24 protein-coding genes and 1 riboswitch are annotated in these 24101 nt (G+C 51.4%); of the genes, 5 read left to right on the top strand and 19 right to left on the bottom strand.

The features are described 5' to 3' along the window. Window positions 1-13: 13 nt before the first annotated feature. Genes HPT30_RS08200 through HPT30_RS08190 form a run of 3 tightly spaced genes read right to left on the bottom strand, consistent with a single transcriptional unit; the run spans window position 14 to window position 2466 of the window. Window positions 14-172: a hypothetical protein gene (locus tag HPT30_RS08200; RefSeq protein WP_175370918.1), complete on the bottom strand. Its 159-nt coding sequence runs from the start codon at window positions 170-172 to the stop codon at window positions 14-16. Window positions 173-203: 31 nt separating this feature from the next. Beyond that, complete coding sequence (locus HPT30_RS08195; RefSeq protein ID WP_175370917.1) at window positions 204-1337, bottom strand: CgeB family protein; 1134 nt, start codon at window positions 1335-1337, stop codon at window positions 204-206. 31 nt (window positions 1338-1368) lie between these two features. After that, window positions 1369-2466, bottom strand: a complete 1098-nt coding sequence (locus HPT30_RS08190; RefSeq protein WP_376767005.1) for a CgeB family protein — start codon at window positions 2464-2466, stop codon at window positions 1369-1371. Between the two features lie 234 nt (window positions 2467-2700). Here HPT30_RS08190 and HPT30_RS08185 point away from each other — a divergent pair, with 234 nt between their 5' ends. Next, the gene (locus HPT30_RS08185) at window positions 2701-3465 is read left to right on the top strand and encodes an AAA family ATPase (RefSeq protein WP_175370916.1); all 765 of its coding nucleotides are present in this window, start codon (window positions 2701-2703) and stop codon (window positions 3463-3465) included. A 503-nt stretch (window positions 3466-3968) separates the two neighbouring features. On the opposite strand, the gene wsfD is transcribed toward HPT30_RS08185, so the two are convergent. Next, on the bottom strand, window positions 3969-5387 hold the full coding sequence (wsfD, locus tag HPT30_RS08180; RefSeq protein WP_175370915.1) for a glycan biosynthesis hexose transferase WsfD: 1419 nt from the start codon (window positions 5385-5387) through the stop codon (window positions 3969-3971). Between the two features lie 9 nt (window positions 5388-5396). After that, window positions 5397-7295, bottom strand: a complete 1899-nt coding sequence (locus tag HPT30_RS08175; RefSeq protein WP_175370914.1) for an LTA synthase family protein — start codon at window positions 7293-7295, stop codon at window positions 5397-5399. A 197-nt stretch (window positions 7296-7492) separates the two neighbouring features. Between HPT30_RS08175 and HPT30_RS08170 the strand changes: the two genes are divergently transcribed. After that, entirely contained in the window at window positions 7493-8566 is a 1074-nt protein-coding gene (locus HPT30_RS08170) for a Gfo/Idh/MocA family protein (RefSeq protein WP_175370913.1), read from the top strand. Further along, window positions 8566-9411 (top strand): sugar phosphate isomerase/epimerase family protein, encoded by an 846-nt coding sequence (locus HPT30_RS08165; RefSeq protein WP_175370912.1) that lies wholly within the window; start codon window positions 8566-8568, stop codon window positions 9409-9411. The genes HPT30_RS08170 and HPT30_RS08165 overlap by 1 nt, the downstream gene beginning before the upstream one ends. A gap of 128 nt (window positions 9412-9539) precedes the next feature. On the opposite strand, the gene HPT30_RS08160 is transcribed toward HPT30_RS08165, so the two are convergent. The 8 genes from HPT30_RS08160 to HPT30_RS08125 form a co-directional block, all read right to left on the bottom strand. Beyond that, entirely contained in the window at window positions 9540-10295 is a 756-nt protein-coding gene (locus HPT30_RS08160; protein ID WP_175370911.1) for a DeoR/GlpR family DNA-binding transcription regulator, read from the bottom strand. 125 nt (window positions 10296-10420) lie between these two features. Beyond that, the gene (locus HPT30_RS08155; protein ID WP_175370910.1) at window positions 10421-11758 is read right to left on the bottom strand and encodes a 5'-deoxyadenosine deaminase; all 1338 of its coding nucleotides are present in this window, start codon (window positions 11756-11758) and stop codon (window positions 10421-10423) included. Window positions 11759-11846: 88 nt separating this feature from the next. Continuing rightward, window positions 11847-11945, bottom strand: a riboswitch (purine riboswitch). Window positions 11946-12154: 209 nt separating this feature from the next. Further along, window positions 12155-12673 (bottom strand): GNAT family N-acetyltransferase, encoded by a 519-nt coding sequence (locus HPT30_RS08150; RefSeq protein ID WP_175370909.1) that lies wholly within the window; start codon window positions 12671-12673, stop codon window positions 12155-12157. 184 nt (window positions 12674-12857) lie between these two features. Next, window positions 12858-13271 carry a FliH/SctL family protein gene (locus tag HPT30_RS29885; RefSeq protein WP_246316992.1) on the bottom strand — a complete coding sequence of 138 codons (414 nt, stop codon included), beginning with the start codon at window positions 13269-13271 and terminating at the stop codon, window positions 12858-12860. Between the two features lie 5 nt (window positions 13272-13276). Then, a complete protein-coding gene (locus HPT30_RS08140; RefSeq protein WP_246316991.1) occupies window positions 13277-13585 on the bottom strand; it encodes a hypothetical protein in 309 nt (102 codons plus the stop codon). Next, window positions 13582-13920, bottom strand: coding sequence for an alpha-helical endospore appendage domain-containing protein (locus HPT30_RS08135; RefSeq protein ID WP_175370908.1), 339 nt, complete (start codon window positions 13918-13920; stop codon window positions 13582-13584). Before HPT30_RS08135 ends, HPT30_RS08140 begins: the two co-directional genes overlap by 4 nt. A gap of 23 nt (window positions 13921-13943) precedes the next feature. Then, entirely contained in the window at window positions 13944-14231 is a 288-nt protein-coding gene (locus HPT30_RS08130; protein WP_175370988.1) for a nucleoside-diphosphate sugar epimerase, read from the bottom strand. An 80-nt stretch (window positions 14232-14311) separates the two neighbouring features. Beyond that, complete coding sequence (locus tag HPT30_RS08125; protein ID WP_246316990.1) at window positions 14312-17329, bottom strand: glycosyl hydrolase family 8; 3018 nt, start codon at window positions 17327-17329, stop codon at window positions 14312-14314. A gap of 251 nt (window positions 17330-17580) precedes the next feature. On the opposite strand from HPT30_RS08125, the gene HPT30_RS29880 reads away from it, so the two are divergent. Continuing rightward, window positions 17581-17907 (top strand): cupin domain-containing protein, encoded by a 327-nt coding sequence (locus HPT30_RS29880; protein WP_312876316.1) that lies wholly within the window; start codon window positions 17581-17583, stop codon window positions 17905-17907. 163 nt (window positions 17908-18070) lie between these two features. Next, window positions 18071-18493: a helix-turn-helix domain-containing protein gene (locus HPT30_RS29875; RefSeq protein ID WP_246316988.1), complete on the top strand. Its 423-nt coding sequence runs from the start codon at window positions 18071-18073 to the stop codon at window positions 18491-18493. A gap of 134 nt (window positions 18494-18627) precedes the next feature. On the opposite strand, the gene adhP is transcribed toward HPT30_RS29875, so the two are convergent. The 6 genes from adhP to HPT30_RS08090 form a co-directional block, all read right to left on the bottom strand. Continuing rightward, entirely contained in the window at window positions 18628-19638 is a 1011-nt protein-coding gene (adhP, locus tag HPT30_RS08115) for an alcohol dehydrogenase AdhP (RefSeq protein ID WP_175370907.1), read from the bottom strand. A gap of 105 nt (window positions 19639-19743) precedes the next feature. Then, a complete protein-coding gene (locus HPT30_RS08110; protein WP_175370906.1) occupies window positions 19744-20472 on the bottom strand; it encodes a sugar phosphate nucleotidyltransferase in 729 nt (242 codons plus the stop codon). Between the two features lie 47 nt (window positions 20473-20519). Further along, complete coding sequence (locus tag HPT30_RS08105; protein ID WP_175370905.1) at window positions 20520-21257, bottom strand: glycosyltransferase family 2 protein; 738 nt, start codon at window positions 21255-21257, stop codon at window positions 20520-20522. Beyond that, window positions 21254-22192, bottom strand: coding sequence for a glycosyltransferase family 2 protein (locus HPT30_RS08100; protein ID WP_175370904.1), 939 nt, complete (start codon window positions 22190-22192; stop codon window positions 21254-21256). Before HPT30_RS08100 ends, HPT30_RS08105 begins: the two co-directional genes overlap by 4 nt. Window positions 22193-22195: 3 nt before the next feature. Next, on the bottom strand, window positions 22196-23038 hold the full coding sequence (locus HPT30_RS08095; RefSeq protein ID WP_175370903.1) for a glycosyltransferase family 2 protein: 843 nt from the start codon (window positions 23036-23038) through the stop codon (window positions 22196-22198). Between the two features lie 239 nt (window positions 23039-23277). Beyond that, on the bottom strand, window positions 23278-24101 hold an 824-nt coding region (locus HPT30_RS08090), incomplete at its 5' end, for a WIAG-tail domain (protein ID WP_175370902.1).

Raw genomic sequence — 24101 nt, 5'->3', positions numbered from 1 at the left:
CACCTCCTAAAAGTTATCCGGAGTCCGGCCAATGTTCTTCCATTGACCGGACCCTTCCCTGTACAACAATATCCAGCAGCCAGGCTATTCCTTCAGAGGCAAATGCCAAATCCGGTGATTCAGTATATTGATAAAAATCTACTCCCGGCACCGGCATTTGTTCACCCGGCAAAAGCACATTCCTGTCCCTCGCCTGACTTCGTTCAGCCGTAGATAATGGTCAGCAATTGATTCAGACGTTTGGTGTACGTGTGCTCCTTCAGTGTCCGCTCATAGGCACGGAGTACAATTTCCTGGCGCTCTTCTTCATGCGTAAGGTAGAAGCGAATTTTGTCCATCATTTCCTTCGGACTGGCAAAGGTCTCGATCTCCTCACCCGGCTTATAAAAGTTCCCCATGTCATCCCTCGCATCGCAGAGCTGCAGCGTACCACTTGCGGCAATTTCAAAGGTGCGCGGGTTCGGAGAAACGGCCTTAATACCCAGTGAATTGTTGTTGACATCCTCATCGATATGGGACCGATGCAGGTTGATGACGATTTTGGAGCCGCTGTAAGCAAGCGCTGTTTCCTGCGGGGACATCCACTTACCGATCTCAATCCGTTCTCCATACTGCGGGGCCTCCGGCAAACGGTCCCACCAGATTCCGTTGATGACCGTGTTATACTGCATTAAATCAGGCAGGATTTCACGGAAGAAGTTGACCCGGTTCCAGTAAGCAGAGCCGATAAAGCTGATATCGCGCTGGATCGGTGAGCGTGTCGTAGTCGGATGATAATGCTCCCGGTGAACCCCAAATGGAAGATAATGAACCTGCTGGCAGCCCAGTCCTTTGTAGAAATCGATGCAATTGCGCTCCAAAGTGAACACGTAGTCGTAATGCAGCACGATTTTCAAAGTAAAGTCCGTGTAATAAGGATCATCTGTGAGCCAGATGGCCGTGCGGATACCGGAGCCTCTCAGCACGTTAATCTGCTCTAGTGGCAGATCCATTCCGTCCAAGACTATCACCAGATCCGGGTGATCTGCCCCTGCCAGCTCCACCAGGTTCTGTCGAACATCTGTCACTGTTACCCGGGTGGTCAGCTTTTGCAGAGCTGCAACTGCGGCTTCGTCCAGGGGAGAGTAAGGATAACCCTTGCCTGAGGCTACATACATGACGTGAATATCGCGCACAGGCAGCGGTTCCTCCGGTCTACCGTGGAGAATTGCCAGCCGGCCCCGCAGATACCCTTCGTCATATCCTGTCTTGAAGCCGGTTAACCGCCCCCGCAGTTTTTCTTCTTCCGCAGGTGTAAGAGGCAGCGGGGGTGTAGGAAGTACAAAATTATTGCTCATCAGCTTCTCGCTCCTTTATTCATAAATAGATTTATTTTCGCGGGGCAATAACATCCAGCAGCTGCGGCAGGCGGGCAGTAAACGTATGATTTCGCAGCGTGGTATACAGCCCGCGTAACGCAATTTGACGGCGTTCTTCTTCATGATGCAGATAATAGTCCATTTTTCGTTGCAGTTCCTCTGCGGAGCCGAACGTTTCAATGTCATAGCCAGGGCTATAAAAGCGCCCCAGATCCTCCCGTACATCCGTCAGTTGCATCGTTCCGCAGGCGCTGATCTCATAGGTGCGCGGATTGATAGACCGGGAAGGCAGCTGGTGCGTATTACGGTTATCCTGTCCGTTCTTCCACGGCCGGTGAATATTGATGACGAGCTTAGCACCACTGTAATAATTCGCCGTTTCTCCCGGCGGGATAAACCCATCCTTAATGAACGGGGCCAATTGATCATAACGGCCCAGCCGTTCCCAAAATCCTCCGGCAATCAATACCTTCTTGGTGCTCAGATAAGGAGCCAGCTGGTCGAACAGCTCTGTCCGGTTGCGGAAGGCATTGCCGATGAATACGATATCGTACTTGTACTGAGGCCCGGTGCGGCGGGGATGGAACATGCCGGTGTTCACACACAAGGGCACATAATGTACAGATGCCGCTCCAAGGGAGCGATAAAATTCCACAGCACCCAGTTCATGCGTAAAGACATGATCGTAATGCCGCCAAATGACCGCAGTGTCCTCTGTAAAATAAGGATCATCCACGAACCAGATCGCCGCTGTAATGCCCAGCCCCCGTATGGCGGCAATCTGTTCCAGATGGTTCTCCGGGAACACATGCAGCCCGTTCATGACGAGCACCGCTTCCGGCCGCTCTCGCGCCGCAGTCTCATACATAGCTTCAGGCGTGCTAACCACCAATTCGCTGACGAGCTGCTGCAAAGCTTCCCTCACACCAGTATCAATAGCTTCGAAACCCTGTGGTACATACATGAGTTTAAATGGCCGGCATGCCTCCGCTTTCGGCGGGTTCAAGCGCTGCACGGCCTGGCATAACCCTAGACGATATCCTTCGTGGTAACCATCAAGGTATTCGGGGTTATGCGCCTTTCTATTTTTAGCTGTCACGGCCTTCACCCTGCCCTGTTGTATTCTCAAGACAGTGTACTATATGCGGAGTCAGCACCCGCCTCATGGACATCTGTCTGTAGCACGCATAAATTGGCAGATGCCCCCTGTCTTTGGCCCGGCTTGGCACACACCAATGCAGAATGTATCCACTCCTGCCAAACTGCTATAATAAAGGGATCACCAGATTCAGGAGGAATACTGTGCTGCCGCCTGATTCGGCCTATGGGGAGGTAATCATGCATGCATAACGCCAATACCATGCTGTATTTACGACACGCGGAGCTGCTTCGGGATAAAGTTCCTTCTTTCGGCTCTTACCCCTTCAATTTGCCAGCCATACGTGATCTGGAGCGTCTTGTGTTTGAGAAGCACGTTACCTTTCTGGTAGGGGAAAACGGGACCGGAAAATCAACACTGCTGGAAGGTATCGCTGCTGCCTGGGGCTTTAATCCCGAAGGCGGGACCCTGAACTTTTCGTTCAATACCCGCGCTTCGCATTCGTCGCTCTACGAGTTTTTTAGAATTGCCCGCGGCGTCCGGCGTCCTAAAGACGGGTTCTTCCTGCGCGCGGAGAGCTACTATAATGTCGCTTCATATATAGATGAATTGGACGAGCAACTGGCTCCCTCGCCGCAGATCAAAGATTCGTATGGCGGTAAATCACTGCATGAGCAATCCCATGGCGAGTCTTTTTTCGCCACATTTGTTCATCGCTTCGGCGGCCGTGGCCTTTACATCCTCGATGAGCCGGAAGCTGCGCTTTCTCCGGTACGCCAAATGTCACTAATAGCACGGATGCATGAACTGGTGAAGCTGAACTCGCAGTTTATTATCGCGACTCATTCACCCATTCTTATGTCCTATCCCGGTGCGGATATCTTTCTGTTGGAGAGTGAGGGAATACGCAAGGTCACGCTGGAGGAGACTGAACATTTCACTGTGACCAAAGCGTTCATGAACGACCGCGAGAAAATGCTGCGGGAACTGCTCGTGGATGATGAGTAAGTTTTTTCAGACGGATGGAGTTTAAAAACTACTGAGCGATTTGAAGCTGAGCTGAGGGATTTGAAGCGGGAAAATGATAGATTGCTATATAAGGCGAGGCCTAGAAAAAAAGTTTATAATAATAAGCTCCGAAGTGAAATTAACGGCATTTTTGTACCCTAATTAGTCTGCGTCAAAGGGTATTTGGAAATTAAGTGCAATATTGTACGTTAAATCTTCCACTATAGGCCTTTCAAGGCACTTTTTTTAAAAATAAGATACAATAATGCTCCTATTTCCCTAAATTACCTTTAATTAAGAAATATAAGGTACAAAAATGCCGTTAGTTGAGAATATACATCCATTTTCTACTGTTAAGATGACGGGCGTATAACAAAAAGACACTTAAAGGGCAGCACCCCTTAAAGTGTCTCCAATAAACCTATTTTCGCATGTAAGCGACCTTATACTTAAGCGTAATAAACTACTCTTCGCAATTGAAACTACGGGGAACGAACTTAACCTTATCTCCGCTTCCAGAACCGGGTCAACCGGTGCAGCACCCAGCCAAACATCACAACAACCATCATGTCAAAGCTCACGTTGAACATGAACAAATGCTTGCCGATATCGGCCCGACCGTCGCCCAAGATCGGTACCAGGAAGCAAAAGATGCCTATCAGCCCCAGCAGCATCAGCAGTTCCCCCGCCATCCGGCTCCGGGTTTCCCGGGCACGGAAATACTGTAACAGCGCCACGGCGAAGTACACCGCGTAAAATATAGACAGGAAGGTCAGCGTGTGCGGGATATGTTTGTTTTTGAATTGGCTCCACGTACTGTAGGTGTAGGATAAAGCTCCAGCTGGTTTGTTCTCCGCCTTCTCGTAATTCCCGAGGTAGTACGGACGGATGGCCATGCTGTTACTCGCTGCATATTCCATATTCTTAATCAGGCGATCTGGATGCTTAAGATAGAAGAACAGCACATCCTTATGGGATACCCGGTCGTAAAAGTCTGGTCCCAGCGAGGGGTCATTTTGCTTGATAGCCGTATCATTCTGAAAATAATTCGTTCCTGCCAGCACCTCCAGCCGCTCTGGTAATCCCAGATCCCGCAAATCACCTCGCACATCCGGCGATTCGTTAAGAATCCCGAAGAAAACCGTCTGGTACAGGTTGATATGCTTCAGATCCTTCGGCGCAGCCACATACAGAACAACCGATACCACGAAGATCGCGGCAGAGAAGCGCAGCGCCAGCTTTCGCCAGTTCCCTTCCCCTTTAAGGAAGGAGAACCGTAGAAAAATAAGCGCGAAGGCAATCCCGATCGGCGCGTTCTGGATTTTGGAACAGGTAAGAAAAACGACGGCGATGAAGAACAAGGTCAGCACTTTGGGCGTCGGCTTTTCCATAGATGTCAGCTTTAAACCCAGCGCAAAGGCCAGTAGCATAAACACCAGGGATACCGGCTCGCCATACAACGAGTTGAAGTACGCCAGATATCCGATGTCATAAAAGACAAACAGAATACCGGCACCCAGCAACAACCCTGTCAGATATGAGCCCTTGGCGTTATGCTTTACAAGTAGCCAGGATGCTGCCAGCAGCAGTATAGCGTACACTGCACCTAACAAACGAATATCGAAGAAGCTTCCGTGAAACAATCCACCGAGCAGCCGCGGAATCAGTACCAGCACGATTTGCGAGGACGGATAGAAGCCCTTAAATAGATTTTCATACGAGAACCGGGAATGGCTAAAGCTGAAAAAACGATCGGCATACGACTCGTTCGCATCGTAGTAATTCAGACCGGTAGTGCTCATCATGCGCAGGAAATCTCCGTTGTCAGCCACTCCAATGAAATGACCCCAGAACAACAGCGAAATAATAATCCCCAGTCCGACCAGCGTCACCACCGTCTCTGGGCGGCCTAATCTTCTCATAATCTCTCCTTACCGCTGCGGAAGCAGCTTCACATATTCATCAGACAAGCCCATTAGTTGAAGAATATAATCATAGTCGGTCTCATATTTGCTGAAGTCCGTCACCGGCTCCAGTGTATCCAGCGAGATGGCCTCGCCGTCCTGAAAACTTTTTCCAGGCACGAACATGATGTCATCGTTAAAAAATGAGCCTGTCGGCAGATAATAACGCATCCCTACCACATTGCGGTCAATGTTCAGAAGATCATGCCCAAAGGCGGTAAAGCCCTCTCCCTCCAAAGAGACACCCAGCAGATTGGCGATCGTCGGCATAATATCGAGCTGTCCGCCGGTACGGTTGATCACTTGCCCCTGCTCCATACCGGGAACTCGAACAATAAGCGGGATGTTGAAGCGGCTGATCCTAGAGTCATATTTGATCCCTAGTGCCTGCTCCACCTGCTCCGGCGTGACATCCTTCGGCTGCAGCCCGAAATGGTCCCCGTACATAACAAGCACCGTATTGTCCCACAGTCCGTTCTGTTTCAGGCCTTCAATCAGCGTACCAATGGCGTAGTCTGTGTAATTGATTGCCGTCAAGTAGTCGCCCAGCATAGTGTCCTTCAAATCACCTTCGATGTTGATTTTTTTGAAGGCATCGGGAATCTTGAATGGGTGGTGACTGGAGGCGGTAACCATTTGTGCGTAAAAAGGTGTTCCCTTGGCTTTTAGTTCAGCAAGCTTCTCCACGCCGGTGATGTACAACTGCTCGTCCGATGCGCCAAAGGCGTTAAAGTGATCATTCTTGAAACTCTGTTTGTCATAGTAACCGTTGAAACCCAATGCCGGATACAGCTCATTCCGGTTCCAGAAGCCAACCTTGTTCACATGAAACGTATATGCTTCATAGCCCTTGCTGCGCAGAAGACGGGGTAGGCTGGGAAGCACCCGATCCCCGAACCCGGTCGACATCGCTAGCGTAGCAATGGGATAGATAGACGTATTACTCATGAACTCGGCATCGGACGTGTTCCCCGGACCAATTTGCTGATAGACATGGGGAAAATAAAATCCTTCATCCGCAAGCTTGTTCAGTACCGGCGTCAGTTCCTGACCATTCAGCGACTGATGCAGCGGAAAGTTTTGAAAGGCTTCCATCTGAATCACAATGACATTGCGGCCTTTCTGTGAGCCAAACAGATCAGGGATCGTCCCGAGCGGTTGATCACGGTAAGGATAGGAAGCTTCCAGGTTTTTAATTTTGCCGACGGTCTCCTTGATATCCCCGGTTCCGATCAGACCGTTATCAGCATTAGCCTTGATCGCAGCCACTATCTCATAGTTGATGAATCCGGCGCTCTCCGCCTGCACCAATTCATTCGTGATCCCTTTCGCATTCGTGATTGTATAGCCTGACAACCAGGCGCCACCAATTACGCATACCAGAAGCACAATCAGATGAACTCTGCGGGCGTTAGATGAGACATATCTTTCCTGGGAATAGGCAGAACCCCGCAGCCATCTGTGTAACCCACGGTAGAGGGCATACACCACGATATCTAGAAAGAACAGGTAGTCAATAATCTGTATCGTCGACTCCACGCTCTCCTTAATCTGGAACACCTGATTCAGCTCGTATAGAGCCAGATAGGTGGGTACCGATCCAAAATGGTTGAAATACACACTACTTGCGAAGAACAACAGTGACAGCACAATGTTGAATGTCCAGAAGACCCCAGACTTCAGACGCCGGGGAATCACTACAGCCAGCACCCCCATCAGCATCAGCACCGGAGCGGCATCGGCGGCTACCCACTCCCAGGCGATCCTGTCAAAAAACAACACTCTCAGCAGCAGCAGCTTCAACAGCAGCAGCCCTGATACCATATAGAACTGGGCGTATACCGGCCCGTTTTTCTCCTTGTACATAACATCCCCTCTAACTCTTGAACATGATTTCGATTCCTGTTTTCCGCTTGGAAAATAGCAGATTTCACTAGTATAGCAATAATTGTTTTTATTTCAAAATGGATCGCTGTTATCAATGCGTTTTTTTAATTGATATTGCACGTTTTTGCACATATACTTCTTGGTAACTACTATTCCCAATATCAGGAGGAATTCTCATGCTCAAAGAAGAACGGCTGCTGCGCATCGGGGTACTTGGCTGCGGACCAATCTCCCAGGCTGCTCATTTCGAGGCTTGCCGAAGAGGGCGTAATACAGAGCTATACGCCATCTGCGATATCTCGCAAGAACTGGCAGATGCCATGGCTACTATCCATTCCCCTCGGAAGGTCTATTACAATTATGATGAAATGCTTGCCGATCCCCTGGTGGAGGCCGTAATCATTGGCATTGCCGATCAGTTTCACGTTCCCATGGCCGCTAAAGCGCTGGCTGCAGGCAAGCATGTGCTGGTGGAAAAACCGCTTGGCGTGACTGTGGAGGAGTGTCAGGCGCTGGCGCGGCAAGCCGAGGAGAGCGGGCTGTTGCTTCAGGTCGGCCATATGAAACGTTTTGACCCCGGCATTGCCTATGCCCGGAAGTTCATCCGTGAAGAAATGGGCCAGATGCTGGCGCTGAAAGCCTGGTACTGCGATTCTACTTACCGTTATACAGTCACGGATAACGTGATGCCGCTGCCTGTAAGCGGCAGCGGAGCGCTGAAGCCGCAAGGCAATCCGAAGGAAGACAAGCAGCGCTATTACATGCTCACACATGGCAGCCATCTGCTGGACACCGCCCGCTATCTGGGCGGGGAGCTCCTGGCTGTCCAAGCCAGACATGTGCAGAAATACGGCGCCCACTGCTGGTTCGTCGCCGTGGAATTCGCCGAGGGCAGCATGGGCCATCTTGATCTTACCGTTGCTGTGCGCATGGATTGGCACGAGGGCTTTCAGATCTATGGGGAGCACGGCAGCGTCACCGGCAAGACCTACAATCCATGGCTGTTCAAATCCAGCGATGTCGAGGTCTTCTCTGCCAGGGATGGCGTCACCCGCCGCCCGCTGGGCGCAGATGCCCATTTCTATAAGCTGCAGACCGAAGGGTTTGCAGACACCATTCTCCACGGAGTCCCTCTTCAGGGAGCGGATATCCAGGATGGGATTGCCGCGATGCGAGGCATGGCCGCTATCGCCCGGTCCGCCCAGACCGGAGAACGTATCCTGCTGGCCGATGTTACTGGAGGCGTCTAATGAATCCCGGGATATTCGCCAAAACCTTTCAGCGAGCCACCCTTCCAGAAGTGCTCGATACTGTGCGCAGCTTCGGCTTCACTGAAATCCAGTTCAACATGTCCTGTGCCGGCTTGCCCTCCTTGCCGGATGAACTTTCTCAGGCCACAGCGCGCAGGATCGGGCAAGAGCTTCAACAACGGGGAATACGGATGTCAGCCGTATCCGGCACCTTCAATATGATCCATCCCGACCCGCTGGAACGGGAAAAGGGTCTGACCTCTCTCGCCGTACTGGCCGCAGCGTGCCGGGACATGGGTACATCCGTAATCACACTGTGTACCGGCACACTGGACGCTGGCAGTATGTGGGCTTATCATCCGGGCAATGCTTCGCCCGAAGCCTGGCGTGCATTGACGGCCTCACTGGAGCAAGCGCTGCTGCTCGCCGAGCAGCAGGGCGTTCAGCTTGCCATCGAGCCTGAGCCAGCTAATGTTGTAGCCTCCGCCCCGCTAGCACGCCGCCTGCTGGACGAAATGCAATCCCCCCGGCTCAAAATCATTATGGATGCCGCTAATCTGTACCCGGCCGGAAGGCCACAGGAACTTTCGGCTGTTTTGGAGGAAGCCTTCCATCTGCTCGGAGAGGACATTATTCTCGCTCACGCCAAGGATGTGCTGGATGAAGCCGGCACCCGCTTTGGCGCGGCCGGACAGGGTCTGATACATTATGAGCACTATATAGAATTGCTGCTCAGGTGCGGATACCAAGGGCCGTTGATTATGCACGGCCTGGAGGAACGAGAAGTTCCGGGAAGCCGCGATTTTCTCAACAGGAAACTCGCCGCAGTTCAGAATAAACCATAGAAAACGCCTGGCGGAAGCAGCATCCCTTGTGGATTGCAGTCTCCGGCAGGCGTTTTTAGTTAAGACAGAGCACCCCATAGGTGCATGTTCAATCTGGAGATTGTGAGTGTCGCAGTATCCCGGTCTTGCTAATACTGAATGACGGTAATTCCCTGTTCCCTATATGGAAGGAGGATGTTCTCCGGCACCTCATTTGACGTAATCATGCAAGTCAATGCCGAGGCTGGGGCGACGATGAACGGCGCTGAGGTTCCAAGCTTATCAGGCGTTACCAGTGCAACCACCTCCGACGAGCCAGCGATCATAGCTCTTTTGACAAAAGCTTCATCATTGTGCGGCAGACTAATGCCGAACTCGGGGTGAATGCAATACACTCCAAGGAAGCACAGATCAGCACGGATATGCTGTAATTCCTGAATCGCAGCCGGACCCAGATTCACCAGGGAGTCCTTGAACAGCTTACCGCCCAGCATCGTAATCTCAATCTCTGGATGACCAGCCAGGGCCACAGCTACCGGAGGGCTATTCGTAATCACAGTCGCCGAGATATGCGCTGGGATGGCTTTGGCGATCTGCAGCGTAGTTGTGCTGCCATCCATAAGAATGACCTGACCGCTGCGGATCAGCGAAGTAGCACCTTGAGCCAGAGACATCTTCGCTTCTGCACCCAGCCGCTCGCGATCTCCGAAGCTGGCCAATGTCGGGGATGAAGGCAGCGCACCGCCGTGTACCCGATGTAGCAGTCCCGCATTGTCCATTTCCCGCAAATCGCGGCGCACGGTGTCCTCGGACACATTCAGACGGCTGCTGAGCTCGGCCGCCACCAGCTTCCCTTCCTTGACAAGCATATCCAGAATGATTTGTTGCCGTTCTTCTTTGAGCACTGGTAAGACTCCTTGTTCATCGCCCCTCGCGGACGAAGTCTATAACAATCCGCGGCGCGTAATTTCCGGCGTTTGTCTACGCAAATTATAGCGGCTGGGATTGATCAAGGTCAATCCGGCGAGACTCAGCCCAGGGGTGTGCGGCTGAGCAGTCTTTTAATAGAACGATTGGCTTCCTGCAGCACAATTTCCTTATCCATCGTCTTCATAAGCCCACGTTCCATCACAATCTCGCCGTCAATAATAGTCGTCTCCACATCCGCACGGGTAGCAGAATACACAATCCGGGAGATCGGGTCCACATCATAGGACGGGAACGTGTGAAAATTACGCAGATTCAGCAGCGCAAGATCAGCTTTTTTACCCACCTCAATACTGCCGATACTACTTTCCATCCCTACTGCCTTAGCCCCGCCAATGGTAGCCATGCGGAACACGCTTCTCGCATCCATAGTCGTCGGCCCATGCTGTGGCTTCTGAATGATGGCAGCCAGGCGCATCTCATTGAACATATCCAGGTTGTTGTTGCAAGGAGCACCGTCGGCACCAAGACTCAGAGAGACATGCTCGTGCAGCATGCCCGGTGTATCCGCAATGCCTGAGGCCAGCTTCAGATTAGAGCCGGGGCAATGGCTGACATGCACACCACGCTCCCGCAAAATCCGCCGCTCCTCGGCATCCAGCCAGATACAATGCGCCAGAATGAGACGCTCATTAGCCAGACCCAAATGATCAAGATAGACGATGTTCCGCATACCAGTCATAGCCTGCACTATCTCGATCTCTCCCAGATTCTCCGATGCATGAGTATGAACCTTAACCCCATAACGGGCAGACAGGTCTCGCACCTCCGTCAGCAACGGCTCGGTACAGGAAATGACGAACCGCGGGGAGAAAGCGTACTGAATCCGTCCGCCTCCATAACCATTCCATTTCTCCAGCAAATCCACGCTCTCCTGTAAGGAGGATGCTGTATCCTCTTGCAGGGCAGCGGGCACATCCCCGCCCTTCTGATCCATCATCACCTTGCCGGACAAGGCGCGGATGCCGCTCGCCGCAATGGCCTGAAAAGCAAAATCCGTATGATGCACCGTCTCCATATCCACAATCGTCGTAGTCCCGCTGGAGATCAGCTCGCCAATGCCCAGCATTGCAGAGTAATATAACGATTCCTCATCATGCGCAGCCTCCAGCGGCCAGATTCGCTTGCGCAACCAATCCATCAGCTCCAGATCATCCCCTTTGCCGCGGAACAGCGTCTGGCACAGATGAATATGCGTTTGAATAAAGCCAGGGATAACCGTACGGTTAGTGGCATCAATTACAGTCTCGCCCGCTTGCGGTGTAAGCCCACTGCCGATCTCCGCGATCAGGCTGCCCTTGATTCGAATATCACCGGTGATGATGTCCTCCGAGCTGTTCATGGTTACAATCTCTGCATTTCTGATCAGGATGTCTGCCACTACATTCTCCCCCTTTAGCCAAGTTACTTTGTCTTGTTAAATTGCTGAATACCTGAGAGCCAGTTGTAACACAAAAAGGCCACAAAAATATGCCGCAGCATATTTTCGTAGCCGGAAATTTACGGTTTCCAGTAGAGACCCTTAAACCCATTATTAAGGATATACGAAAAAAGGCTTATTCGATTCAGTCCCTTGAATAAGCCAATCATAAAAGAAAGACATGATTCATGTCAATTAAAAGTTAATTAAAATAACATAAACATTCGTATTTCTTATGGTTCTTATATTCTAATTCTACAAATAACGAGTAAATCTGTTATATATGTTATTTTAAATAACATATATAACATTATCTGATCCCATCAAACGATGATATCAAACATATCTAACATAGATTTACTCCGTAGCAATCAGCACCTTCTCAAATACCGGGAAATTCGCGGTACGGCTCGGGAAAGAGATTTCGCCTCTAAGCTGATAGCCCAGCCGCGGGTATATCTCCAACGCTCTAGTATTCTTCGCATAGGTATCCAGACGAATGCTTGTATACCCGTTACGCAATGCCAGCTCTTCTGCAAAAGCAATCAATTGCCGGGCAATCCCCTTACCCTGCACCTCGGGATGCACTGCCAAACGGTGCATGATCAAATGAGGCCCCTGGTTTTGCTCCCAAGTAATCGTTTTATAGGCCTCCGCCTGATTTTCATCCAGTACGAGGATTCCCGCAATGGCATGATTGTCTTCGTATACGTATAGGGTACCACGCTCAATGTCCGTTCCTATAACTTCTCTATTGGGATAATGCTCATCCCATTGGTCACTTCCGCCATCCTGCATAACTTTCACACATTTGGCAATAAGCTTCATGATTTCTTCCAGCTCTTCCTTATGTGCAGTTCGAATCCCATTGCTCACCTGTGCACCTGCTTTCTTCCATCCAAATTCGATCCCTTCAGCGAGACCCTGACAAGAAGTCTATCATATTCGGGTCCACTTTGAGGAGGGGATTTGCGGAAAAAAGAGCATAGCAAAACATCCGGACGGACTCCTCCCGACCGGATGTTATTTCCTTCTTGCCCCAGATTGCTGCACTTCTGGGTTATTTGAATTCCAGCTTATGCCCGTCCTCGAAGCCCTTGGCGAAACCGGCGTCGAACCCCACGTTGTATGCTTCGGTGTAGCCCTGCTGATAGGCGTCTCCCTGCGGCGTTTCCGGAGAGACGCCAAGATCCGGGGGGAGCGGAATCACCTGTGGTGCATCGTTAGGACCCACTGGAGGTGCTGCGTTAGCTTGTGGGGCAATGATGATTCTTCTCCGCAGGATGCGGCGGCGCCGAAGTCTTCTTTTTTTGCGCAGCACAAGACTTTTGCGGGTCTTCCCTTTACGGATCAGTCCTCTGCGGGTTTTACGGGCAAGGCCTTTGCGGACCTTGACCTTCCGCGACAGCAACAATTTGCGCCGTCTGCGGGTTGTCGTGCCTAAACGCACTTTTCTGCTGCTCTTTTTCTTCATTCTCTTTATTCCTCCTGTACTCCATGTACTTTGGAGGTTCCTCCAACACACGCCTTAGTCTTGTTCAGCCATGGCGCTGCAGGAGTTCCCCGTTTAGGCCGGTGCAGCGAAATGCCGGACATCATCCGGCACATGGCGCTCTGGTACCCGCTTAAGATCCGGATATTGTCGCTCAGCTTGCGGGCCGTCAGTTCGGAATGCCCCGTCAATTCGGCGATGCTCTCCAGTATGGCGGCCAACGCAGCCTGGCTACGGGAAATGGAGCGGATCATCTCCAGTTTGACGGCATGCTCCGATAGACGGCCCCCGGTCATTTGCTCAGGTCCCCAAAATCAAACCCGTCGCCGCCCGAGAACCCTTCTCCGCCGCCTTCTTCCTCACCACTGCCCAGCACAGCCTTCAAATTGCTGTAAAGTCCGTTCTCCAGCTTGGTCAGCCCCTCGACCATCTCAACGATCACCTCGTGAATGGAGAGGGTTTCTTTCAACTGTTCCTCGTGGCTTTCGAACGATCTCGCGTGGATATGATGCTGTGTCCACTGCTTTACCTTCTCTGCCTCGACAGCCTTCGCCTCCAGAATCATGGCGACGTTCCACTGAATCACTGCCGTCGACTCCAGCATTTGTAGAAAAGCCTTCTCCCTGCTCATCACCAGCCTCCTACTCCTTGCGCCTACTCTTCTTCCTGCCCATTCATTTCCTTGATGACTCTGCCGACCCCTTCCGCCATCGCTTCTTCCAGATCAGCCAGGGCATTGAGATACGAAATGATATTCTTGTTGACCTGACCCGAGCTTTCGATCAGACCGCTGGTTCCTCCAAAATCAGGCTCTGCATCCGGCAAATCGTGGATGATTTGCGACATACGGACAACCACGTGACGTTCGGCGTCGAGGATCCGCGCCATCTGTTCGTGCGTGTGGGCCATGTGCTGCAGCACTTTTGTTATTTTATTCTGCACCTTCATGTCTCCTTTGCTCAAACGCCCTGCTACAACATATGCGGCAGGAGCCCTAGCGGTGCCGGAAGGTGCAGCGCAAGTTAGTGCTCTGATCGTCGGTATAGACGGGTGTTATTGCCTGTGATCTTGGACGTATTCCCTGCTGCATCAACAGCTATAACATAGTATTTGTAGGAGGTATCTGCGGATAAACCGCTATCTCTGTACTCTGTTGCCGTTGTCGTCTTGATCTCTACATCATTGCGGTAAATCTTGTATCCCGTCACTCCCATGTTATCCGTGGAAGGTGTCCATTTCAGATCGATGGCCGAGCTGGATACCGCTTCCGCTCTCTCTATGGTCGGTTCCACGGGAGCCTCGGTATCCACGATGGTTGGTGTCCACCAATTGCCGGATACCGCAATCATGCTTAGCAGCCGCAGATTATTCCCAAAATACAAATCATCTTCTGTAGAGACAGCCGCATTGTAATCCCATAATTGATTGAGCCACTTCTGATTGGATGAATCGATCATGGCGCTAACCATCAGGGGCGCGGAAAAGGAAATATCCGCATAATCATTGATGGCTTCCGTGCCGTCAAGCTTATATCCCGCAACAATCTTCTTAGGATCATTATCCGTGGTCCCCCGAATCCAGCTGTTGAGTGTGCTGAGCTGGCCTTTGGCCCGGGCATCGCCTGTCAGGAGATAATCCGTACCGATCCGCCAAGGAATACGGGAAGAGTTATAGTTGTAATCTCCGTCATGTTCAAACTCCAGGAAGTATCCATCCGGCGTATCCCATTTCTTCTGGCTTACCGGTTTGTATTGCCCAGCCTTATCATCTTTGTATACAAAATCCGGCAACAGCCCGGCTTTCGGACTGTAATTCTCATACAAACTATTAATAATGCTGTACGTCTTATCCGCAACACGGTCCCAGTTGACATCACCGGACACATTTTTAAAATCCTTCAGATGCTGCAGCATAAAATCGGAAGGACGTGTCGCATTGCCGAACATGGGGTCATTGTCGCTAACCCAATCCGCCAATTTTAACGTCCACTCGGAATGGTTAACATCGCTGGCCATAATAGCGTTGATAACCTTTTTGGCCTCGGACAGATAGTTAATCTCCCCGCTGCTACCCCATTGGCTGTCGGCAAGCAGGAGGGCGTAAGCAATGTCCATATCGCCGTCGGTTGCTGAATCCGCGCCATTAATATCAATAATTTCCTTGCCGGTATCCGCCTGCTGCCAGGCCATTAAATCAGGATTAATTTCACTTGGATGTGCTCTGAAATAGCGATACAATCCATCAAAATACTTCTTGGCCTCTGGGTCATGACCCGCCAGCAAAGAGGTAATCAGCATCCCGTAGCCATGTGCTTCCGATACAGTGATCTCATTATCCTCAAACCAGTCGCCATCACTGTACCACACATAGTACTGGTCTGGATCATACGGATTTTGTTTCAAATATTTTGCCTTCCACTCGTTGTATAATCTGCCCACTGTAGCATCCAATTCGGCCTGTGTCAGATGATTCGGCTTAATCGAACCTGCCACATAAGACGTATGCTGTGGATAGGCCTTATGGACACCCTCTCCAGTGGATGCCGGCTTGGTCGTCACTTGAATGGCATTACTCGCCAGCGACTCCATCCCCTCTGCATTATAGGCCTTTACAACGTAACTATAGGCCGTACCCGGCGTTAACCCGGTATCGCTATAGGTGATTCCCTCCGCCTGACCTACCTTGCTGCCATTACGGTAGATGTTGTAGCCTGAGGCCTGGATATTACCAGCCGAAGCCGTCCATTTCAAGTTGATCTGGTAAGGAGAAACCACAGTTCCTTTTAACTCTGAAGGCGCTGAAGGTGGTTCCGACTCGACCGGACCTTGAAGTGTGCTGACTTCAACCGGATCGGAATTAATTCTCGTACCGACCGCTTTGACGATAAAATCATATTTTTTCGCCGGATTGATATCTTCTATTGTATAGCTGTATTTACTCTGACCTTCTGCCACCTGTACCACGGTATCTGTCATGACATCCGTGTACCAGGCTAAGGCAATACTTGTCTTTGGATCTCCGTTAAACGTCATGTTGATCGATTTGGGAGCAAATGGTGAATCCTGTACACTAAAACTCCAAGAAATATCCCGGGCCAGCGGTACCAGATCCGTTTTACCCTTGATAAGCTCCTTAGGAACCGTTACCGTATAAGATTGTCCATACGTCAAAGAAGAATGGTTAACCCGCAGAGTGTCGCTGTTCACAACTTCCAAGGACGCTGAGTCCAACTGGTGATGGTTCTCATCTACAAGCCCTACTGTATAACCCGGTTCAAGGGTAATAGACTTGTTGAATTTGATCTCAATTGGAGCGTCAACAGTTACATTCCTTGCGCCATCGGCCGGCAGCTGGGCAAGATCGACGGTAGGAATGACGATTTCTTGGCCCGGGATCGGCTCGCCGGATACCTTGATGTTTCTAATTCTGCTGGAGCCTGAGCTCCCTATGCCATCGTCATTCTCCTTGGTGTTGGTATCAGCGCTGACGATCCAGCGAATATATAATAATTCCTGATCATTGCTGTTCGGAAGGGGCTTGTTCACCAATTTGCAGGTAGCACCCGGACAATCAAAACTGGATACGACCATTTTAAGATTCGTATTCGGCACATCCTCCCACGTCTGGAGGTCCAGGCTCGTCTGCACTTTGAAATCACGCGGACCTGATCCGGACGAATTCTGCTCAGAGGATAAGGTGATATTCTTGAATCCGGTTGTAGACACGGTAGCAAGCCAATACTTTTTCCCGTTGCCCTGGTCCCAGCCCTGATAACTAATTGCTTTTTTGCCTGTATCCATAGCCTCGGACACACCGCCTACATTGCGAAAAGTAGACGCCGCCTCATAGATTCCGTACGTAGCCGAGAATACCCCCATACGGTCAGTGGCTTTATCAAATGCCCATTCGGCAATGGTCTGGACACCAGGTACTGCCGCTAAACCGGCAGCCTCTTGTTCAGGTGAAGCATCTGCAATCTGGAATGGCAGCAGCACAAGTACGAGCAATAAAGTAATGGTTTGGTGTAGTCTTCTTTTCAAATGACCCTTCTTTTGCAATGTCGTTCCCTCTTTTCGCAGATAATAGTTTAAGCGCTTTAACTTTCAGTTTCGCCCAGACCTGCTACTCTTCCCCCTTCTGTATTCAGATTCATATGTACTATAGCGCATCGTTTTCTACTCTATCTCTGCATATTTTGATATCGCTATTGATTTTCTACTTTTACCGCTATTTAATTTACATCCTGATCAATCCTTTAACAAACGTGATACGATGAAATTAGGTATGGATCATGATGTTACTCTCGATCATTCCCGCAGGATTGGAGATGACACCCCTGGAAATCAACTTTTATCAATCAGATCCCTTTTACATTAGCCGTGAGTCAAAAAGAGTTACCAGTATGCCTACCACTCATTATCACGATGCTTATGAAATACTCTACTTAGTGTCCGGCGAGCTATACTATTTCATAGAAGACAGAACCTATCAAATCGTCGGCGGGGTTATATTATTCATTAACGTCTATGACCTGCACAGATTAGTTAATGTACATAATACGATGTACGAGAGATTGAGTTTATTGTTCAAAGGGAGTTCCTGCACGATCTTTTCGTAAACGGCTCTCTTCCACCAGGCGTCCTCTCTGTTTTCAATCCGAGACCAATACGATCAAATTAAGCGGCCCCGACCAGATCTTTATCGAGAATCTATTCAGCAAAATGCTCCATGAAGACACTCAAAAACCTACGGGATACGACGTCTATCGAAGACTCCTGTTAATGGAATTGCTAATCTTCATCCAGCGCAAAAATCTTTCGGGTCACCATGAACATCTTGTACAGCCGAACCGGACCCATAAGAAAATCTCGCAAATCACCCACTTCATTAACGGGAACTTCACCAAACCATTGTCTCTGGAGTATATGGCGGACAAGTTCTCTATAAGCTCCTCCCATTTAAGCCGAACGTTCAAAGACACAACTGGCTTTACTTTTATTGAATATGTCAATAATACCCGTCTGAAAGCAGCACGCTCTCTGCTTCAGGACTCCACATTAACCGTTTCAGAAATCGCCGAGCACACCGGTTTTGGTAACCTGACTCATTTTGGCAGAGTGTTTAAAGCTATGACCGGAACCTCGCCCCTAAAATACCGCAAGCAATACCTGGCAAACGGGGAGTTTAACTCTCCGCAGAATTGAGATTCGATCCTTCGCCAGAACTGCTGCGGGTAACCAAAAGAAACGGGAGCTGCCCCAAAAGGACAACTCCCGTTTCTCGTAAATAGTACATAGCAAAGACCGGATCCTGACTACTTGTCATACAATCCCGCATCTTAAAAAGATAGAACAATTCGCCCGTCAACCTCGCCATGCTCCAGCTCTGAGAAGACCTCATTGATCTCCTCCAGTCTCCTGACTGCTGTGATCGCCTTCACTTTCCCTTCCGCCGCGAACTGCAGAGCCTCTTCCAGATCCTGTCGCGTACCGACAATCGAGCCGACAATCGTTGTCCCATCCAGCACCGTGTTGAAAATAGGCACCTCCATTTTCTCCGGTGGCAATCCCACCAGAACTAGCGTGCCACCCCGTTTGAGGGAATAATAGGCGCTGTCGAACGCTTTTTTGTTCACAGCCGTGACAATACTGGCCTGGACCCCGCCCAATTTATTTTTGATTACCTCTGCAGGGTCATCATTCCTCGGATCGATCGCCAGGTCAGCCCCCAGTTGCTTTGCGAGCTCCAGCTTCTCTTCAGAAGTATCAACCGCGACCACATTGAGGCCCATAGCCTTGGCATATTGAACAGCCAGATGACCTAGCCCCCCCACACCCACAATCGACACCCATTGCCCCGCACGGGCTTTGGATACCTTCAGGGCTTTATAAGTGGTCACACCCGCACAAAACAACGGTGCTGCTTGCACAAAATCGATGGCGTCAGGGATTTTCACGACATAATCGCCATGGGCAATGCAATATTCGGCATAGCTGCCGTCGACCGAATATCCCGCGTTCTGCTGCTGCAAACACAGCGTCTCACGTCCGCTCAGGCAGAATTCGCAATGACCGCAAGCAGAATACAGCCAGGGAATGCCTACCCGATCCCCTACTTGCAGATGATGAACGCCCGTGCCGATCTGCACAATTACGCCAACACCTTCATGTCCGGGTATCAAAGGTAGCTTAGGTTTGACTGGCCAGTCCCCGTTCGCGGCATGAAGATCAGTGTGGCATACGCCGCAGGCATGGATTTTGACGACCACCTCATGGGGGTCCGGATCACGCAATCCGACTTCCTTGATTTCCAAAGGCTTTTTAAATGCATGGGTAACTGCCGCTTTCATACTGTTCCTCCTCTAGATGATGAATTGAAAATAGTATGTGCGACCATGCAACATTTAACCAAAAAAGGAGTGTCCGGTAACTTCCCGGAACACTCCACTGCTTCATTACAATGTATCCTTGAGTTTCTCCCCGGCCTCGCGCAGAGACTGAAACGTTCCCGCATCACTCCACCATTCCTTCAGCACATCATAGCTCAGCTTGCGGTCGGCGGCATACAGGTTGTTCACATCAGTGATCTCTAGCTCGCCTCTCCCCGAGGGAGCAATCCGCCGGATAATATCAAATACGTCCGAGTCGTACATATAAATACCGGTCACGCAATAATTCGTCTTTGGCCGCTTGGGCTTCTCTTCGATGTAGGCAATCCACGAAGGGTCCTTATCATCAAAGACGGGAACACCATATCTGCGTGCATCCTCCACTGGTGTCAGCAGCACTTTGGCGGTCCCTTCGGACTGTTTGAGAAAGCTATCTACATAAGGGGTAAGATCGTCCAAAAACAGATTATCTCCGAGCAGAACCACGAACCGTTCTCCCGGAGAAATGAATCCTTCCGCAAGATCCAGGGCTTCCGCGATGCCTCCTGCGGCTTCCTGAATTTTATAAGTCAGAGAGACGCCAAAAGAGGCACCGCTGCCCAAAAAATCCGTATACAACCCGGCGGACTGCTTGCTGATGACCAGAAGAATATCGGTGATCCCCCCTCGGCGCAGCCGGTCTATACCGTAGCACACCATAGGATAATTGCCGACCGGAAGCAAATGTTTGTTCATAAGCCGGGTCAGCGGTAGAAGTCTGGAACCTGTTCCGCCCGCCAGTATGACTCCCTTCACTTACTTTCCTCCTCTTTATCTACGTCGTTAGTCTTCGGGTCTGCACCTCACATGAAATTCGCAGGATCCACCTGCCATTTATCTATAAACTTGCCGCGGTTTCGTTCCACCAGATCACCCCAGCCGCTATCGTATACTTCCTTGAAGCTGGCGCTTCCTTCATGGTGTACGAGACAATCTCCAGCAATCAGTAACCGGTAACCCTGCTGACGAGCGCGGTAGCAGTAGTCATCGTCCTCATAATGTCCTGGTGAGAATCTCTCATCCAGCAGTCCCACAGAATTCAGCACCTCTCGCTTCAGCAAAAAGCATAAGCCCACCAGCCGCTGCGTTCTGATCCATTTGCGGGGATCGGGGACATTCGCGATTTTCGCGGCTTCATGATACCCCGGCAAGTCGGTGTACTCCGTCTTGACCTGCTGCCGGCCACTGGCATAGTTCGTCACTGGCCCGACAATCCCGATACCCGGCGCACTGTACAGCGCCGCCTTCAGATTGGTCAGCCATCTGGAGGAGACAACTACATCATTATTCAGTAGCAGTACTTCATCGCCGGAAGCCAGCTGCAGCCCGAGATTACAAGCAGCGGGGAAGCCACGGTTGACGGGCAAAGAGATGAACGCCAATTTCTGAGATCGGCAGTACTCTGCGGTCCCATCCTGTGAGGCGTTGTCTACGACAATGATTTCATAAGGAGTATCCGTCCAGGCCCGGATGGCCTCCACACAGGTCCGCAGCAGGCCAAGTCCGTTGTAGGTCGGAATGATAATACTTGTTCGCGTCATAACCCATTCCTCCAGATCGCCATCTGGCGCCGCTTCTCCCAAAAGACCTCTTCCGGTACAAGACTGCCGGGGTCCCGACGGGAGAGCACCTCATGCAGCGCCTCGGCATGATCTCCGGTAATCAGCTGCTCCACAGCGTTGCCCGTTCCAATGTTGGTTCTGCGCAGCCGATTATGCTTGATGACATCGACCGTTCCCACCTGCTCCACCCGGAGACCTCCCAGGATAGAGAGTGCTTGAGCCTTAGGAGGAACCATTAGTTCCTGAAAGCCGATTTTCTCCAGCGCATGCCGGGAGAGCGCATGAGGAACGGCCGTCATAGAGCTAACGCCCAGATCGCCCCGGCCCAGAGCAAGATTCAGAAACATCTTGCTACGGGTCACATCGTCGCTCAGCCGGAACGGCGGCAGCAGCGAATTCAGGTCATTAAGGGCAACATCTACTCCTTTGTCTACGGCGGCAGGGAAGGGAGCAAGTTGCGGTGCCGGAATCACCATGTCGCCGTCGAGGAACAACAGGATGTCACCTCTGCTTAGCTTCGCGCCTATGGCCCGGCCGACATCATGGCCTGCAGAATCCGGAAGATGGATGATCATCGCCTCCTTGGAAAGGCGGGCTTGCCGGAAGCTGTTGTCAATGCACCCGTTAAGTACAACAATGATCTCCATAGGCTGAAGCCGCGATACCTGCTTGAGCAAAGGCAGCAGCGTTTTCTGCTCATTACGTGCCGAGATGATTACCGACAGCGTGCCGTTCCGTTGCCATCTCCCCGTCTTGCGAGACCCATGTCTGCGGGTCACAGCGGGCCGGCCGCTGCTGCGCCGCGGACTCCTCCTGTTGGCTGCCGCTGTTGCACCTTTTGCCGCTCGCTGAGAGGCGGACTTGCCAGGCACGGACACGATAAGCTTCCGTCTGCGTTTCGACTTTATCTTCATCTGTCACCTCACGATCTCACGCCGCCGGCTCCCGTCGCCGAAGCCGGCCCGGTGTCCGCGCCGCTCCAGCAGCAGGGATACCGCCTCCAGATGATCCTCTACAATCTGCTGCTGCAGGGGATCACTTCCGCCCGCCTTGCGGCGGACCGAGTTCAGCTTCCCTACCTCCACTGTATGGACCGCCTGCACCCGCAAGTCTGTCGTAACAGCAGCCGCATGAGCTAGCGGCGGACGGGACAGCAGGCCGCTACCCAGCACTGCAAGCGCCCTGCGGCTCAAAGCATGCGGCACAGCGGTCATAGAGCTTCCTTTCAGGTCCGGACGGCCGAGCAGAAGGTTCAGCGCATGCTTGGAGAGCACCACCGGATGGGGCATTGCCTGGCGGACCGGACCGGAATAACCATTCAGGGCAATATCAGCGCCTTCATTTACAGCCCGCACGAAAGGACGCAATTTTGAAGCCGGTATAACAAAATCTCCATCCAGGAACAGCAGGACTTCCCCCATAGCAGCCTCTGCTCCAACACTGCGTCCGGCGTCATGTCCAAGCGGCTGTTCATAGGAGATTACGCGGGCACCTGATGAACTTGCCATCTCCGCCGTACGATCAGCAGAGCCGTTCACAATCACAATAACCTCACAACGCGAATGAACCCCCCTGGCCTCAGCAATCACACCACGGATGGTCCGCTCTTCATTCATGGCAGGAATGATAACGGACACATAAGGCTCGGGATGATTAACAGGAGGTATTGCTGCAGCTTGCTGCACCGGGCGGGCCGTCCGCCGGCGAGCTTTGGAAGCCGGTCGCAACTGGCGACGGGCAGAGGTACGTTTGGGCTTCATATCACATCCACCTTTCTTGCAGGGCTGATTATCCGGGCTGAGGGTTACATCACAGTTTATGTCATCCGCCGTGCAGGGTAACGGCCAATGTCTCATCCGCACAGAAAACAGGACAAATGCCGTTACTGACAAAGGGCCATATCCTCCGGCAAAGCCACGGAACCTGAATCTCCTGTGATGATGAAAAAAAGCGCGGCCTGAGGCCGCGCTAGTCATTGGTGCGCTTATGCATCGATCCATTAATCGAAAGGAACCTGATTCACTGCGGGTTTAGCCTGTGGAGAACCTATAGCAATCCAGGAAACGACGCCGTAGAACTGACTGTTCTCACGCAGCCTAACTATCTCGATTACAGCTTCATGCAAGGACCGGCTCTTGAGAGAGGCATGAAAGAAAGGTTGATTCGTCATCGCCACAAGGACATAGCCGGTGTGCCCAAAGCTCTCATCGAAGGTCACCGTCACTTCTACACTTTCCGCATCTCCATTGAACATGAAGGCTGTCATGCCAAATTGCTGAAAGGCTTCGCGCGACCCAGCAGTCTGCACCGGTCTGAAGGAAAGATGCTCCGGATTGACCGTGCCGGGGACCAGATGCTCTGCGCTAACCGCGCCCGGCGCAAGATGATAGCCCTGTACACTCTCTTCCACCAGATGGCGGGACTGTACGGAGAATGGGGCAATTTTGCCGGAATCCACTGCTTCATCCTGCAGCTCTGTAGTCCCGACGGCATCGGTCGACAATTGCAGTGTTCCTACACTGCCTGGCAGCAGCTTGTTCCCCGGTATGCTACCAGCCTGCAGCAGTTCGCTGATATTTGTCTCCTCTGCCAGATGCTCAAGCTTAATAATACCAGGACGCAAATGCCGCTCTTCCACACTTTGCTCAGCCAGTTTCGCTCCTGTTATGCTGCCGTCAGGCAAGAGATCGGACGTGTATACTTCCTCTGCCAGATGCTCAAGGGTGATACTGCCGGGTTTTACATGCCGCTCTTCCACACTTTGCTCGGCCAGGTGCCCGCCAGTTATGCTATCAGGCTGCAGATGCTGTCCGTTCACCGCTC

Source organism: Paenibacillus agri (genome assembly GCF_013359945.1).
Lineage (GTDB): Bacteria > Bacillota > Bacilli > Paenibacillales > Paenibacillaceae > Paenibacillus_AQ > Paenibacillus_AQ agri.
This window is presented reverse-complemented; position numbering and strand designations above follow the sequence as displayed.

Excerpts from the sequence above, each read along its gene's own strand:
- HPT30_RS08100 (WP_175370904.1), bottom strand. The coding sequence starts at position 22,192 with ATGAAGATAAAGTCGAAACGCAGACGGAAGCTTATCGTGTCCGTGCCT.
- HPT30_RS08140 (WP_246316991.1), bottom strand. The coding sequence starts at position 13,585 with ATGACCGGGGGCCGTCTATCGGAGCATGCCGTCAAACTGGAGATGATC.
- HPT30_RS08165 (WP_175370912.1), top strand. The coding sequence starts at position 8,566 with ATGAATCCCGGGATATTCGCCAAAACCTTTCAGCGAGCCACCCTTCCA.
- HPT30_RS08095 (WP_175370903.1), bottom strand. The coding sequence starts at position 23,038 with ATGAAGCCCAAACGTACCTCTGCCCGTCGCCAGTTGCGACCGGCTTCC.
- HPT30_RS08185 (WP_175370916.1), top strand. The coding sequence starts at position 2,701 with ATGCATAACGCCAATACCATGCTGTATTTACGACACGCGGAGCTGCTT.
- HPT30_RS08195 (WP_175370917.1), bottom strand. The coding sequence starts at position 1,337 with ATGAGCAATAATTTTGTACTTCCTACACCCCCGCTGCCTCTTACACCT.
- HPT30_RS29885 (WP_246316992.1), bottom strand. The coding sequence starts at position 13,271 with ATGAAGAAAAAGAGCAGCAGAAAAGTGCGTTTAGGCACGACAACCCGC.
- wsfD (WP_175370915.1), bottom strand. The coding sequence starts at position 5,387 with ATGAGAAGATTAGGCCGCCCAGAGACGGTGGTGACGCTGGTCGGACTG.
- HPT30_RS08175 (WP_175370914.1), bottom strand. The coding sequence starts at position 7,295 with ATGTACAAGGAGAAAAACGGGCCGGTATACGCCCAGTTCTATATGGTA.
- HPT30_RS29875 (WP_246316988.1), top strand. The coding sequence starts at position 18,071 with ATGGAATTGCTAATCTTCATCCAGCGCAAAAATCTTTCGGGTCACCAT.
- adhP (WP_175370907.1), bottom strand. The coding sequence starts at position 19,638 with ATGAAAGCGGCAGTTACCCATGCATTTAAAAAGCCTTTGGAAATCAAG.
- HPT30_RS08170 (WP_175370913.1), top strand. The coding sequence starts at position 7,493 with ATGCTCAAAGAAGAACGGCTGCTGCGCATCGGGGTACTTGGCTGCGGA.
- HPT30_RS29880 (WP_312876316.1), top strand. The coding sequence starts at position 17,581 with ATGATGTTACTCTCGATCATTCCCGCAGGATTGGAGATGACACCCCTG.
- HPT30_RS08105 (WP_175370905.1), bottom strand. The coding sequence starts at position 21,257 with ATGACGCGAACAAGTATTATCATTCCGACCTACAACGGACTTGGCCTG.
- HPT30_RS08135 (WP_175370908.1), bottom strand. The coding sequence starts at position 13,920 with ATGAGCAGGGAGAAGGCTTTTCTACAAATGCTGGAGTCGACGGCAGTG.